This is a genomic window from Ursidibacter arcticus, from assembly GCF_009761375.1.
In the GTDB taxonomy this organism is placed as follows: Bacteria; Pseudomonadota; Gammaproteobacteria; order Enterobacterales; family Pasteurellaceae; genus Ursidibacter; species Ursidibacter arcticus.
Window position 1 is genome coordinate 1 of the sequence record NZ_LEKM01000138.1, and the last position, 13,033, is coordinate 13,033.

Here is a 13,033-nt window from a genome sequence, read left to right on the forward strand (position 1 = left end):
GTTTATAAAGGATTTTTTAAATAAAAAGAGTTGCTAACAACATAAGAAAAATATTATTAGCAACCACTTTGTCCACTTGAACGTGTAATGGGTAAATCAGCAACCATTTTGTCCATTACACCTTCTTATAAATATCTTCCCCATCTCTGCGAGTTTTGAGTAAACGTAAAATCCAGACATATTGTTCTGGATTTTTTCCAACAAAATACTCAATAATGCGGTTCATTTCTCTCGCAGATTGTTCTGGGCTTTCATCAAATTCAATTTGTGGCAAAATTTCAATTTGATAAACGCCTTTCTCGGCGTTATAAATCGGAAACATTGGAATCACAACGGCATTGGTTACTCTTGCCATTTTAGCTAAGCCTGGCAGGGTAGCTTTCTCTGTGGCGAAGAATTGAGCATAAACACTTAGGTTCTCTCCATAATCTTCATCGGGAAGAAAGTAGCCTAAATTACCTTTACGCACATCATTTAAGAAAGGTTTAATTCCGTTTTGACGAGTATGCATTTTCCCTCCAAAACGCTCACGAGTTGCATTCCATAACCAATCGACTAATTGGTTTCGATGTGGGTTATACATTGATACCATTGGCATTCCATAAGTGTGCATCACAATACCTGACGCATCAATCGCCCAAGTATGTGGAACAAGCAAGATCACGTTTTTTCCTTTTGCTCTTGCCTCTCGGACAATCTCTAAGTTAGAAAAGGCACTGCGTTTTTGGATATGTTCCACCGAGCGAATGGCAATTTCGCCAATACCCAACATTGTTTGGGTAACAGTAATAAACATTTTTTCGATAACTTCTGCTCGCTGTTGCTCACTCCAATCAGGAAAACAGTAACGTAGATTGACATCTGCACGATGATACTGTTTTTTACCTTTCAATCGTTTGGTAACAATTTTGCCTACCCATACGCCAAGTTTATCTCGTAGTCGAAAGGGAACGTAAGCCAAAATAATTAAGCCTAAAACGCCAAACCATACGCCCCAGTATTTAGGGTGTAAAAAATGCCAAGAAAATTGATGTTGATAGCCAACTTGTTGTGTAAAACGTCCCATTGTTATCTCTCTTAATCATTATTTGCGTTTTTGGTCGATCTTATTTTTTAAGGCAAGAATAATCCCTAAACCAATAAAAGCCCCTGGGGGTAAAATTGCCAGTAATAGACCACTTTCAAGCTGAAGTAGGTCGATTTTTAAACTTTTTGCCCATTCACCGAGTAATAAATCTAATCCGTCAAATAGCGTACCATTGCCGATAATCTCACGCAATGCACCTAACAAAACTAGGCTTAAGGTCATACCAATGCCCATTGAGAAACCATCAAAGGCAGAGTGGATGAGATTATTTTTAGAGGCAAAAGCCTCGGCACGCCCAATAACAATACAGTTTGTTACAATCAATGGAATAAAAATACCTAATGATTGATAAACAGGATACGCAAACGCATTCATTAGTAGCTGAATAGCGGTAACGGCTGTTGCAATAATCATTACATAAATAGGGATACGAATATCGTGTGGCGTTACCTTGCGAAAGAGCGACACACAGCTATTGGTAATAATCAGCACCAGTAGCGTTGCTAAACCTAGTCCTAACGCATTGGTTACGTTATTTGACACCGCAAGTAGCGGGCAAAGCCCAAGTAGTTGGACTAAAGCTCCATTATTTGACCAAACACCTTGTGTGAAAATATTTCCCCATACAGATGTTTGCGGCGTTTGGGGAATATCGTCATCAATTTGTTGAATTGGAATTTGATTATCTGTCATACCTTGCCTTTTCTACTCTTTACACTGGGTAAAGTTTTCAATTAACTGTGGCTGTTGATTAAGTGCTGTAATTACCCATTTTGCGGTTTGTCGAACGTTGTTTACTACCGCTCTTGGTGTGATTGTCGCCCCTGTAAACTGATCAAAATCACCACCATCTTTTTTAACTGCCCAACGATTTTCATCGGCTAGGCTGAATGTTTTATCATTAAAACTATAAATCCAGTTAGATATTCGGGTTTCAATTTTGTCGCCAAGCCCTGGGGTTTCTTTATGCTCTAATGTTCGTACGCCTAGCACTTTTCCATCAGGCTGAATACCGATAAGTAGAACGATATTCCCCGAATAACCATCAGGTGCGGTAGCTTGTAATGCGTAAGCGGTAAGATCTTGCCCTTTTTTTGCACTGTATATTTTATTGAGATAAGGTGCATCAGCTAGCTTAATTGTTTTGCAACTGGATAACAGATCATTATCAAAATAGTGCTGAGGTACGACTTCAAGTAGCAGATCTCGTTGTTGTTGTGCGACAACTTGGTCTATTCGCCCTTTGGTTAAAAGATAGACTCCTGTTGAAACGGCTGCACAGACTAGGGCGATTACCCCTAAAATGAGGGCATAAGTTGTAGTAATTTTAGAAGTTTGCATTATTTTCGTCCTAGTTTTGTGCCGTATAAACGAGGTTGAGTGTAGTGATCGATCAGCGGTACACAAATATTGGCTAACAGCACTGCAAAGGCAACACCGTCAGGGTAGTTACCTAAATAGCGGATTAAATAAACTAATAGTCCGACCAATGCACCAAAGATCAATTTACCTCTCGGTGTAATAGAAGCAGATACAGGATCGGTCGCAATAAAAAATGCACCAAACATCATCGCACCACTGAATAAGTGAAGTGGCATTGCCCAGATCTCATCACTGTTTTGCCATAAAAAGAGATCGTGAAGTAAACTAAAAATCGCAAAGGTCGATAACATTGCCACTGGAATTTGCCAATGGATAATCCGCTTGTAAATCAGCACTAATCCACCGAATAAAAAGGCTAAATTGATCTGTCCCCAACCGCCAAAGAATACTTTTTCAACTAGCTCATCAAATAACATAGCACGATAAATGCTGTCTTTAATACTTGTCATTGCTGTTTTTGAGCCATCTAATACCGTTGCGGAAGAAATTCCATCTACACTTTGAATAAGCTGGTGAATAGTAAAGCCATCAGTGGTTACGCCTTGAAAGATCAAGGAAAAACTATCAGCTAAAGTAGGTGCTTCATTCAGTAGTGCTGTCGGCGGTAGCCAAGCAGTCATTTGTACAGGGAAAGAAACGAGCAGTAACGCATAGCCGATCATCGCAGGGTTAAATAAATTCTGCCCCAATCCACCATAAACGTGTTTGGCAAGTAATAAAGCCACAATCATTCCGATGGTGATAATCCAATAGGGTGCATAAGGGGGGATTGCCATTGCTAAAATAAAAGCGGTTAAAATACCCGACATATCTTCCACATAGAAAGCGGTCGGTTTCTGGCGAAGTTTTGCAACAGCAATTTCAATAATAATGGCTAAACTTACCGCTAGTGCGATTTGAATAAGCACACCGTACCCAAAGAAATACCACTGCACAAAAAGTGCAGGTAGCATCGCAACAATCACCCATAACATAAAATTAACGGTGAGATTGCTTGAGTGAGTATGGGGTGAGCTGATCATTTTGAACATTGATATATTTCCTTGTTATATAACCCTTAAATTTTTGGTAGATGTAGATTTAATCGAATAGTAAGTATTCGGATAGCAATAACAGTCGTTACAGTTGCCACATCAATCCAATTACTTTCAAAACCAGCCTCACGGAACAAAATAAAGATAATACCGCCGATTAAACTGGCTGTAACATAGACTTCTTTTTGTAAAATAATAGGTACTTCATTACGCAAAATATCGCGGATCAGTCCACCAAAGCAACCTGTTACCCCACCAAGTGCGACACAAATTAGCGGATGTAAACCGAAATCAAGCCCTTTTTGCACGCCAATAACCGTAAATACGCCTAAGCCGATGGCATCAAAAATCAGTAATCCTTGTTGCCAACCTGCTTTATTTAAGCTGTTGCGAAAAATAGCAGTGATGATTACTGCAAGTGCAATCATCAATACATAGATCGGCTGTTTCATCCAGAATACTGGGGTGCTACCGATCATTACATCACGCAATGTACCGCCACCGACACCTGTTACAAAGGCAAGTACAAACATTCCAAAAAGATCCATTTTGTGCTGTCTTGCCGCAATTGCCCCTGAGATCGCAAAAACGATAGTACCGATCAAATCTTGGATAAAGAGAAATGACCAAGGGAAAGCAGGAATTAAATCGTGAATTGGGTTCATTACGTTTCCTTATGTTGTGTTATTTATTGTTATTCTGCGGTATTACGCAGCAGTTGCACAAAATTAAAAACACTCTCTCCCACTTGTGGGAGAGAGACAGCTCAAAAATGCGTTCAGCAGTTTTGAGCAGAGAGAAGGCAAACAAATTTTGTTTTTTATCAATTTTTCACAAATATACCATTTTTTGCCCTCTCCCTGATTTGTTGTTCTAAACGAACAACAAATCTTCCCTCTCCCGCAAGCGGGCGAGGGAGAGTTATGCAACTGCTACATAATATCGTTATTCTGTTGCATTTCTTTTTTCGCTTTAGCTCTTGCAATAGCCGCCGCCACAGCTGCTTTGCGTGGATCGGTTTCCGCTGGTGTTTCGGTTGCAACCGTTGCGACAGTTTCTATATTTGCATTTTGTGGCTCGGAACTGACCGCTTGTTGTGCTTCTTTTCTTGCTTTAGCTCTTGCAATAGCTGCCGCCACAGCCGCTTTGCGTGGATCGGTTTCCGCTGGCGTTTCGGTTGAAACTATTGCAGGTGTTTCCATATTTGCATTTTGTGGCTCGGAACTGACCGCTTGTTGTGCTTCTTTTCTTGCTTTAGCTCTTGCAATAGCTGCCGCCACAGCCACTTTGCGTGGATCGGTTTCCGTTGGCGTTTCGGTTGCAACCGTTGCGACAGTTTCCATATTTGCATTTTGTGGCTCGGAACTGACCGCTTGTTGTGCTTCTTTTCTTGCTTTGGCTCTTGCAAGAGCAGCCGCCACAGCCGCTTTGCGTGGATCGGTTTCCGTTGGCGTTTCGGTTGCAACTGTTGCAGGCGTTTCCACATTGGTGTTTTGTGGATCGGCACTTTCTGTTTGTTGAGCTTGTTTTGCTAAACGTCTTGCCCTGCGTTGTGCCATCAACTCACTATTATCAGGCTCCCCATTGGCTTTGGCTTGAATAGTCGGAGTTGATTGCTCATTGCTATTTTCGGTATTTTCCGCTTTTTTCGCCTTAAGACGCTCAAGTGCAGCTTTAACTGGGTCTTCCCCAACACTGTTGGCAACTTCTTCTCGGCGTTTTTCTGCTGCTTGTTGAATACGGGCGGTTCTTGCTTCTTTTTCTTTATTCAAGCGAGCTTCTCTCGCTTCAAATCGCTGTTTTGCTTCTTCCGCTTTGCGTGCTTTTTCTTCAATTTCGTGAATTTTGGTTTTTTCTTGGCGGAAGTATTGGATAAGTGGAATATAACTTGGGCAAACGTAAGCACACACACCACATTCAATACAAGCATCAAGATGATATTCTTTTGATTTATCGTGATCTTCAGCACGAGCAAACCAGTAAAGCTGCTGTGGTAATAAACCAACAGGACAAGCATCAGAACAGCTTGAGCAACGAATACAGCTTCGTTCTGCTTGTGGTGGAGCATATTCAAAATGATCTGGTGCAATTAAACAGTTTGCTGTTTTGGTAATTGGGGCTTGTAAAGATGGCAGGATAAAGCCCATCATTGGCCCACCTAAAAAGACAGGAAAACGTTCATCAGCTTGGTAATCTACTTGTTCTAATAAATGGATAACAGGTGTTCCCAGTCTTGCCCACACATTGCCTTTATTGCGAATTTTATCGCCTGTTAGTGTTACTACACGTTCAATTAAAGGTTCATCATCAATAACCGCTCGTTTAATGGCAAAAGCTGTTCCCACATTGTGCATTACAATGCCCATTTCGATGGTACGTTTACCTTGTGGGATTTCTAATCCTGTCAGCACTTGCACAAGCTGATCACTTGCTCCAGAGGGATATTTGGTTGGGATAACTCTTACGCTAATGTCATTTGCACCTTTTAGTGCTTTTTCAACTGCTTGTATTGCTTTCGGTTTATTATCTTCAATCGCAAGCACCACTTCTTCAGGACGAAGAACATAACGTAAGATACGAATACCTTCTATCATCTCTGCTGTATAATCTTGCATCAATCTATCATCACAAGTGATATAAGGTTCACACTCTGCACCGTTGATAATTAACACTTTGCAACGTTTATCAGCATATTGTAATTTGCTTGATGTTGGGAACACTGCTCCGCCCAAGCCAGCAATCCCAGCTTGATAGACTTTCTCGATAATTTGTTCGCCAGTTAAACTTAAGAAATCATCAATAGGTTGGCGTTCAATCCATTGATCTTTTCCATCGGTTTCAATGATCACCGTCAGCTCTGGAATACCAGAAGGGTGGCAAGAAACATAAGGCTGAATAGCGATAATTTTACCTGATGTTGGGCTATGTACAGGTAATTGGCGGTAATGCTCACCACGAGTTAGGGCTTGCCCTTTTAGGACGCTATCCCCGACATTCACAATAAGATCACCCGCACTACCAGCGTGTTGTATCACTGGCACATAAAAATATTTAGGTAAATGAAGCGTACGAATAGGTTTTTGGTTCGATTGCTGTTTCATTTCTGGAGGGTGAATACCGCCAGGAAAATCCCATAATTTCTGCTGGCGGATACGATCTAACACATCATTTTGCATTAACATCAGCTCCTCCAGTTTGTTCTGTTTCAATCGGTTTACTCCCTACAACCATTCTTTTTTCAATATCCGTAGTATTTAGAATTGGGATCACTAAATCCGCATCAAATTTCCAGTTCCAATTTTTTGTGGTTTTCTTCTCAGAAACCATTTCAATACAATCGGTCGGGCAAGGTGCAACACATAGCTCACACCCCGTACAGAGATCGGCAATTACAGTGTGCATTGCTTTATTTGTCCCGATAATCGCATCAACAGGGCAAGCCTGAATACATTTTGTGCAGCCAATACACATATCTTCGTGGATAAGTGCAACTTTTGTTTCTGGGGTTTCACCTTCCATTTCAGGTACATCAACCCCCATTAAATCAGCAATTTTTACCACTAATGGTGGGCCACCAGGAACGCATTTTGTGATGATATCGCCGTTTGCAATGGCTTCGGCGTAAGGTTTACAACCAGGATAGCCACATTGCCCACATTGGCTTTGCGGTAATAGGGCATCAATTTGCTCAACAATAGGGTCTGCTTCCACTTTTAATTTTATGGACGAGTATCCTAGTACCGCACCAAAAATAAGGGCGATAAGGGCAATAATACCAATGATGTAATAAATAACTTGAGAATCAATCATCAGATTTTGACTAAACCAGTAAAGCCCATAAAGGCTAATGACATTAAGCCTGCGGTAATCAATGCAATTGATGCCCCTTGAAATGAAGCGGGTACATCAGCGGCAGCTAAACGCTCACGCAGGGCTGAAAATAATACGAGAACAAGTGAAAAACCAGCCGCTGCACCAAATCCATATAACACAGATTCAACTAAATTATTGGCTAAATTCACATTGAGTAAAGCAACACCTAGCACTGCACAATTTGTCGTAATAAGCGGTAAATAAATACCTAATAAGCGATAGAGTGTCGGGCTTGTTTTATGAATGATCATTTCAGTGAGCTGTACAATAACGGCTATGACTAAAATGAAGACTAAAGTACGCAGAAAATGAGCGTCTAATGGTGTCAGAATAAAGGTTTCAACTAAGTATGCCGCTAAAGAGGCTACGGTTAAGACAAAGGTTGTTGCCATTCCCATACCTATTGCAGTTTCAACTTTTTTAGATACCCCCATAAATGGGCAAAGCCCAAGAAATTTAACCAACACGAAGTTGTTAATTAAGGCGGTGCTAATTATCAATAAAATATATTCAACCATATCCCACACATTTATCGCAAAAATGGGGCGTATTATCCGTTTTTTCGTGGCAATGAACAACAAAATTATCAACAAGCGGTGAGTTACTCGGTAAATTTTGCAAAAAATTTGTTGAATGAAGTGGATTTTGAGAATTTTTTAAATTTGTAAATAAAAACAGTTATCATTGACTTTGGCTTGAGATAAATTTAGACTATTTTACGTTCACCCCTGAAATTATTTTAGGGCCTTTACTCACAACAGAGGATTTTTTATGAAAAAAGTACTTTCTACTGTGGCATTAGCCGTTTCTGCGTTTGTATCAACTTCAGCTGTTGCAGCAAATGAAGTCAATGTTTACTCTTATCGCCAACCATACTTAATTGAGCCAATGCTGAAAGATTTTGAAAAAAATACAGGCATTAAAGTGAATGTAATCTTTGCGGATAAAGGCTTAGTTGATCGTGTAAAACAAGAAGGCGAATTAAGCCCTGCAGACGTACTTTTAACCGTTGATATTAGTCGTGTAATGGAAATTGTAAATGCAGGTTTAGCTCAAAAAGTGGATTCTAAAGTATTAGAAAAAAATATCCCTGCACAATTCCGCGATTCTAATGATCAATGGTTTGGTTTAACAAAACGTGCTCGTGTTATCTACACATCAAAAGATCGTGTGGGTAAATTACCAGCAGGTTTTGATTATTTAGATTTAGCAAAACCAGAATACAAAGGCAAAGTTTGTGTTCGTTCTGGTAAAAACTCTTACAACGTTTCTCTCTTTGCTGCAATGATTGAACATTACGGTGAAGAAAAAACCAAAAAATTCTTAGAAGGCTTAAAAGCAAATCTTGCTCAAAAACCACAAGGTGGTGACCGTGACCAAGTTAAAGCAATCAAAGAAGGTATCTGTGATTACGCATTAGGTAACAGCTACTACTACGGTAAAATGTTAGATGATGACAAACAAAAAGCGTGGGCTGAATCAGCAATCATCAACTTCCCACAAGGTCAATACGGTACTCACTTCAACATCAGTGCTGTGGCTATTGCAAAACATTCACCGAACAAAGCAAACGCAGTGAAATTAGTTGAATATTTAAGCGGCGATAAAGCGCAACAACTTTATGCGGAATTAAACCACGAATATCCAGTAAAAGAAGGTGTTTCACCCTCTAAATTAGTAAAAGGCTGGGGTGAATATTCAGCAGATGCAATCAAACTTGAAGATATTGCGAAAAACTACGAAAAAGCTTTAAAATTAGTTGATGAAGTAAAATTTGACGACGTTAAATAATTCATTCAACCAAGTGTGATAGCGGTAAGAATGGAATGATTTTTTGCAAAAAATAAAACGAATCTTACCGCTAGTGAATAATCTGGACGCTCTCGGGCGTCCAATTACATTTTAAAAAAGAGCCTTTTTCGGAATGAAAAACCGTTTTTTAGCGTGGCAAAACACCGCTGTATTTGCTACTTTGATCGTATTACTCCCGTTGCTTGCGATTAGCTATCACGCATTTGACGGTGAAATGGAAAATCTCACGCATTTATGGAATACAATGCTTGGGAGCTATGTCACTAACTCCAGTTTGTTAGTGATAGGTACAGTCTTTCTTTCTCTTATATTTGCCTTGCCATCAGCGTGGATTGTGGCAAATTACCAATTTTTCGGGCAGAAAACATTACAGTGGTTATTGTGTTTACCTTTGGCGATGCCTGCCTATTTAATCGCCTTTCTTTATACGGATTTACTCGACTATTCGGGTACTTTCCAAGAAATGTTGCGAAATTTATTCGGTTGGAACACGCCACAAGATTATTGGTTTCCTAAAATTCGTACCCTTTATGGTGCTTGCTTTGTACTTGCGTTAGTGCTTTATCCTTATATTTTCCTATTAGCTCGTGTTGCGTTACTTGAACAATCGGAAAATTTAACCCATAGTGCTAAAATGCTAGGGGCGACCCCGAGCCAAATTTTCCGCCGAATTACCTTTCCACTTATTCGCCCTGCTATTGCAGTGGGAATGGCGTTAGTCGCAATGGAAACATTAGGCGATTTTGGAACGGTCTCTTATTTTGCTGTCCCGACTTTAACCACTGCTATTTATGACTCTTGGTTAGGTTTTCACGACTTAGGCACAGCAAGCCGTATTTCAATTTTTATGTTGTTGATGATCTTCTTATTTATCACTTTGGAGCAATACAGCCGCCGTAAACAGAAGAGTTATCAACGTGGTTATGAAAAGAAAAGTGCCTTTAAACAATTAACAGGTTGGAAATTATGCCTAGCACATACTTGGTGTTGGGGATTGCTCTCAATGGCATTCTTTATTCCGTTGGGGCGGTTACTTTATTGGGCTTACGATTATTTTGAACAATCTTGGAATTTAGATTTTGTGCAATTTGCTTTAAATAGTTTGAAAGTATCGGTGATTGCCTCTGTGGTTACCGTAGCGATTGCTTTATTGTTGCATTTTGCTCATCGTCTTTCGCTCAATAGCAAATTTTGGCTGAAAACAACCCGCTTATCTTTACAGATTTCTTCGTTAGGCTATGCAATCCCTGGCACTGTGTTAGCGATTGGATTGCTTTCGCCTTTAACATTTGCCGATCATCAATTACACGCATTATTGAAATCATTGGAGTTATCGCCTGTCGGGTTAATTTTCTCAGGTTCACTTTTTGCTTTAGTATTAGCTTATACTATCCGCTTTCTAGCAATGGCAATCGGCAGCCTTGAAACATCTCTTGGGCGAATTTCACCTTCTTTAGATATGGCAAGTCAGACAATGGGTAAAAATGGCGTAGTAATGTTTAAAAAGATCCACATTCCATTGATTTCAAAAGGGATTATTACAGCGGCATTGATGGTGTTTATTGAAAGTATGAAAGAGTTAAATGCGTCATTATTACTGCGACCATTTAATTTTGATACGCTAGCTACGCACGTTTTTACTTTTACATCGGACGAGCAACTTGAACGAGCGGCACTGCCAGCAATTGTATTAGTGCTTGTTGGGTTAATTCCTGTTATTTGGCTAACCCGTTCGTTAATTTCACAATCTCAAAAAGAGCGATAATGCATAATGAAACTACTCGATATTCAACAACTTAGCTGTCAATTTGAGCAGACATCAGTGTTAAAATCACTGAACTTAGAGCTACAAGAGAATGAAATTGTCTGTTTATTAGGGGCAAGTGGTTGTGGCAAAACAACCTTATTAAAGGCAATTGCAGGGTTATTACCCATTCATCAAGGCAGTATTTTTTTAGCAGGTGAAGATTTGCAACGTAAAGCCGTTGAAGAACGTAAAATTGGTCTAATTTTCCAAGATTATGCCCTTTTCCCCCATTTGAATGTGGAAGATAACATTCAATTCGGTCTAAGCAAATTACCTAAAACGGAACAGCAAGCGATTACCCAGCAGATGTTAGCGGTGGTGAAACTACAAGGTTTTGAACATCGTTTTCCTCACGAATTATCGGGCGGTCAGCAACAACGTATTGCCATTGCTCGTGCTTTAGCCTGTAAGCCTCAGCTATTATTACTTGATGAGCCTTTTTCAAATATAGATAGCCAAACTCGTTATGAGATGATCCAAGAAATTAAACAGATTTTAAAAAGCCAAAAAGTCCCTGCGATTTTTGTAACGCACAGTAAAGAGGAGGCCTTTGCGTTTGCAGATAAAATTGCGGTAATGGATCAAGGTAAGATCGTTCAATTCGGTACACCAATGGCACTTTATCATTCGCCTGTGAATAAATTTGTAGCCGATTTTTTAGGGGGAACGAATTATTTAAGCTGTCAGGTTTCAGCGGAGAATGTACTCAATAGCCCGATTGGTGATTACCATTTATTCCCCGATAGCGAATATAGCATCGGGGAGTATCAATGGCTGTTACGCCCCGAGCAGTTGGTGATTAAAGCAGAGCCAGAAGGGCAAGGTGTTGTGGTTGATAAACTCTTTTTAGGGCAATTTTACCGTTATCAAATTGCAATCAATAACGTTGAACTTACCGCTTACCAAACGGCTGATTTTGCTCTTAATTCAACTGTTTCAGTTGGCTTTAAAGTAAGAGAATTAGTATTGTTTTAACGTACTAATCTGTTTCAACAAAACTTAACGCCTGTTGAACCACATCTACGCCTGCTCCTTGTTTGCAGGCGTTTTCACTTAAATGGCGGCGCCATTGTCTTGCCCCTTTGCAGTTTTGAAATGCACCAAGAATATGGCGAGCAATATGGTTAAGATACACACCTTGACTCAGTTGTTGCTCAATATATGGCAACATTTTTTCTACTGCTTGTTTAGCGGTAATAATTGGTGCATTTTCATCAAATAAAGCGCGATCAATCTCACCTAATAAACTTGGGTTTTGATAGGCTTCACGCCCAACCATTACACCATCAACATATTCAAGATGCTGTTTAATTTCATCAATAGTTTTAATCCCCCCGTTGATACTGATTTTTAGGTGGGGGAAATCTCGTTTAAGCTGATAAACACGCTCATAATCAAGCGGTGGGATCTCTCGATTTTCTTTCGGGCTTAATCCTGATAGCCACGCTTTACGGGCGTGAACAATAAAATCATTACAATAAGGTTGGATTTTCTCAATAAATTCACATAAAAATTCGTAGCTATCTAGCTCATCAATCCCGATTCGATGCTTGACTGTGACAGGAATAGACACTTGTTGTTGCATTGCGAACACGCATTGTGCGACTAAATCCGCATTGCCCATTAAGCAAGCCCCGAACATTCCATTTTGTACTCGATCTGACGGACAACCCACATTTAAATTGATCTCCGCATAGCCACGTTCTTCGACTAATTTGGCACATTGTGCTAACTGAGCTGGATCGCTCCCACCAAGTTGTAAAGCCACAGGGTTTTCAGTAGGATCATAAGCAAGTAAATCATATTTTGCGTGCAAAATAGCAGGGGCGGTAATCATTTCGCTATAAAGCAAACTATGTTGAGTAAATTGACGATGAAAATAGCGACAGTGGCGAGTTGTCCAGTCAAGCATTGGTGCAACAGAAAAACGCCCACGATAATAATTTTGTTTCATTTATTCTTTCCATAAAGTAAGCGGTAAGATTGGTTAAAAGTTTTGCAAAAAATTGCTGTGATCTTCAGACTGATGACAAACCC

12 protein-coding genes are annotated in these 13,033 nt (G+C 40.0%); 3 read left to right on the forward strand and 9 right to left on the reverse strand.

The features are described from left to right. Positions 1-115: 115 nt before the first annotated feature. From lpxM to rsxA, 8 genes are all read right to left on the reverse strand, one after another. Complete coding sequence (lpxM, locus tag A1D25_RS05875) at positions 116-1,066, reverse strand: lauroyl-Kdo(2)-lipid IV(A) myristoyltransferase (RefSeq protein ID WP_157394764.1); 951 nt, start codon at positions 1,064-1,066, stop codon at positions 116-118. A gap of 18 nt (positions 1,067-1,084) precedes the next feature. Further along, positions 1,085-1,780 (reverse strand): electron transport complex subunit E, encoded by a 696-nt coding sequence (locus A1D25_RS05880; RefSeq protein WP_157394765.1) that lies wholly within the window; start codon positions 1,778-1,780, stop codon positions 1,085-1,087. Positions 1,781-1,792: 12 nt separating this feature from the next. Beyond that, the gene (gene rsxG / locus A1D25_RS05885; RefSeq protein WP_157394766.1) at positions 1,793-2,428 is read right to left on the reverse strand and encodes an electron transport complex subunit RsxG; all 636 of its coding nucleotides are present in this window, start codon (positions 2,426-2,428) and stop codon (positions 1,793-1,795) included. Then, positions 2,428-3,501: an electron transport complex subunit RsxD gene (gene rsxD / locus A1D25_RS05890; protein ID WP_157394767.1), complete on the reverse strand. Its 1,074-nt coding sequence runs from the start codon at positions 3,499-3,501 to the stop codon at positions 2,428-2,430. The genes rsxG and rsxD overlap by 1 nt, the downstream gene beginning before the upstream one ends. A gap of 26 nt (positions 3,502-3,527) precedes the next feature. Beyond that, entirely contained in the window at positions 3,528-4,169 is a 642-nt protein-coding gene (locus A1D25_RS05895; RefSeq protein ID WP_157394768.1) for a trimeric intracellular cation channel family protein, read from the reverse strand. Between the two features lie 267 nt (positions 4,170-4,436). Continuing rightward, complete coding sequence (gene rsxC / locus A1D25_RS05900; protein WP_420825106.1) at positions 4,437-6,686, reverse strand: electron transport complex subunit RsxC; 2,250 nt, start codon at positions 6,684-6,686, stop codon at positions 4,437-4,439. Beyond that, the gene (rsxB, locus tag A1D25_RS05905; protein WP_157394769.1) at positions 6,670-7,314 is read right to left on the reverse strand and encodes an electron transport complex subunit RsxB; all 645 of its coding nucleotides are present in this window, start codon (positions 7,312-7,314) and stop codon (positions 6,670-6,672) included. The genes rsxC and rsxB overlap by 17 nt, the downstream gene beginning before the upstream one ends. Then, positions 7,314-7,895: an electron transport complex subunit RsxA gene (gene rsxA, locus A1D25_RS05910; RefSeq protein ID WP_157394770.1), complete on the reverse strand. Its 582-nt coding sequence runs from the start codon at positions 7,893-7,895 to the stop codon at positions 7,314-7,316. Before rsxA ends, rsxB begins: the two co-directional genes overlap by 1 nt. Positions 7,896-8,148: 253 nt before the next feature. Between rsxA and A1D25_RS05915 the strand changes: the two genes are divergently transcribed. The 3 genes from A1D25_RS05915 to A1D25_RS05925 all read left to right on the forward strand — a co-directional run bounded on the left by A1D25_RS05915 (position 8,149) and on the right by A1D25_RS05925 (position 11,971). Continuing rightward, positions 8,149-9,168 carry a Fe(3+) ABC transporter substrate-binding protein gene (locus A1D25_RS05915; protein ID WP_157394771.1) on the forward strand — a complete coding sequence of 340 codons (1,020 nt, stop codon included), beginning with the start codon at positions 8,149-8,151 and terminating at the stop codon, positions 9,166-9,168. Positions 9,169-9,301: 133 nt separating this feature from the next. Continuing rightward, the gene (locus A1D25_RS05920; protein WP_157394772.1) at positions 9,302-10,954 is read left to right on the forward strand and encodes an ABC transporter permease; all 1,653 of its coding nucleotides are present in this window, start codon (positions 9,302-9,304) and stop codon (positions 10,952-10,954) included. A gap of 6 nt (positions 10,955-10,960) precedes the next feature. After that, positions 10,961-11,971 (forward strand): ABC transporter ATP-binding protein, encoded by a 1,011-nt coding sequence (locus tag A1D25_RS05925; RefSeq protein WP_157394773.1) that lies wholly within the window; start codon positions 10,961-10,963, stop codon positions 11,969-11,971. A 4-nt stretch (positions 11,972-11,975) separates the two neighbouring features. Here the strand turns inward: A1D25_RS05925 and dusA are convergent, their stop codons facing one another. Beyond that, positions 11,976-12,950: a tRNA dihydrouridine(20/20a) synthase DusA gene (gene dusA, locus A1D25_RS05930; RefSeq protein ID WP_157394774.1), complete on the reverse strand. Its 975-nt coding sequence runs from the start codon at positions 12,948-12,950 to the stop codon at positions 11,976-11,978. Positions 12,951-13,033 lie beyond the last annotated feature (83 nt).

Excerpts from the sequence above, each read along its gene's own strand:
- rsxC (WP_420825106.1), bottom strand. The coding sequence starts at position 6,686 with ATGTTAATGCAAAATGATGTGTTAGATCGTATCCGCCAGCAGAAATTA.
- A1D25_RS05925 (WP_157394773.1), top strand. The coding sequence starts at position 10,961 with ATGAAACTACTCGATATTCAACAACTTAGCTGTCAATTTGAGCAGACA.
- A1D25_RS05920 (WP_157394772.1), top strand. The coding sequence starts at position 9,302 with ATGAAAAACCGTTTTTTAGCGTGGCAAAACACCGCTGTATTTGCTACT.
- A1D25_RS05915 (WP_157394771.1), top strand. The coding sequence starts at position 8,149 with ATGAAAAAAGTACTTTCTACTGTGGCATTAGCCGTTTCTGCGTTTGTA.
- rsxA (WP_157394770.1), bottom strand. The coding sequence starts at position 7,895 with ATGGTTGAATATATTTTATTGATAATTAGCACCGCCTTAATTAACAAC.
- rsxB (WP_157394769.1), bottom strand. The coding sequence starts at position 7,314 with ATGATTGATTCTCAAGTTATTTATTACATCATTGGTATTATTGCCCTT.
- lpxM (WP_157394764.1), bottom strand. The coding sequence starts at position 1,066 with ATGGGACGTTTTACACAACAAGTTGGCTATCAACATCAATTTTCTTGG.
- rsxD (WP_157394767.1), bottom strand. The coding sequence starts at position 3,501 with ATGTTCAAAATGATCAGCTCACCCCATACTCACTCAAGCAATCTCACC.
- A1D25_RS05895 (WP_157394768.1), bottom strand. The coding sequence starts at position 4,169 with ATGAACCCAATTCACGATTTAATTCCTGCTTTCCCTTGGTCATTTCTC.
- A1D25_RS05880 (WP_157394765.1), bottom strand. The coding sequence starts at position 1,780 with ATGACAGATAATCAAATTCCAATTCAACAAATTGATGACGATATTCCC.
- dusA (WP_157394774.1), bottom strand. The coding sequence starts at position 12,950 with ATGAAACAAAATTATTATCGTGGGCGTTTTTCTGTTGCACCAATGCTT.
- rsxG (WP_157394766.1), bottom strand. The coding sequence starts at position 2,428 with ATGCAAACTTCTAAAATTACTACAACTTATGCCCTCATTTTAGGGGTA.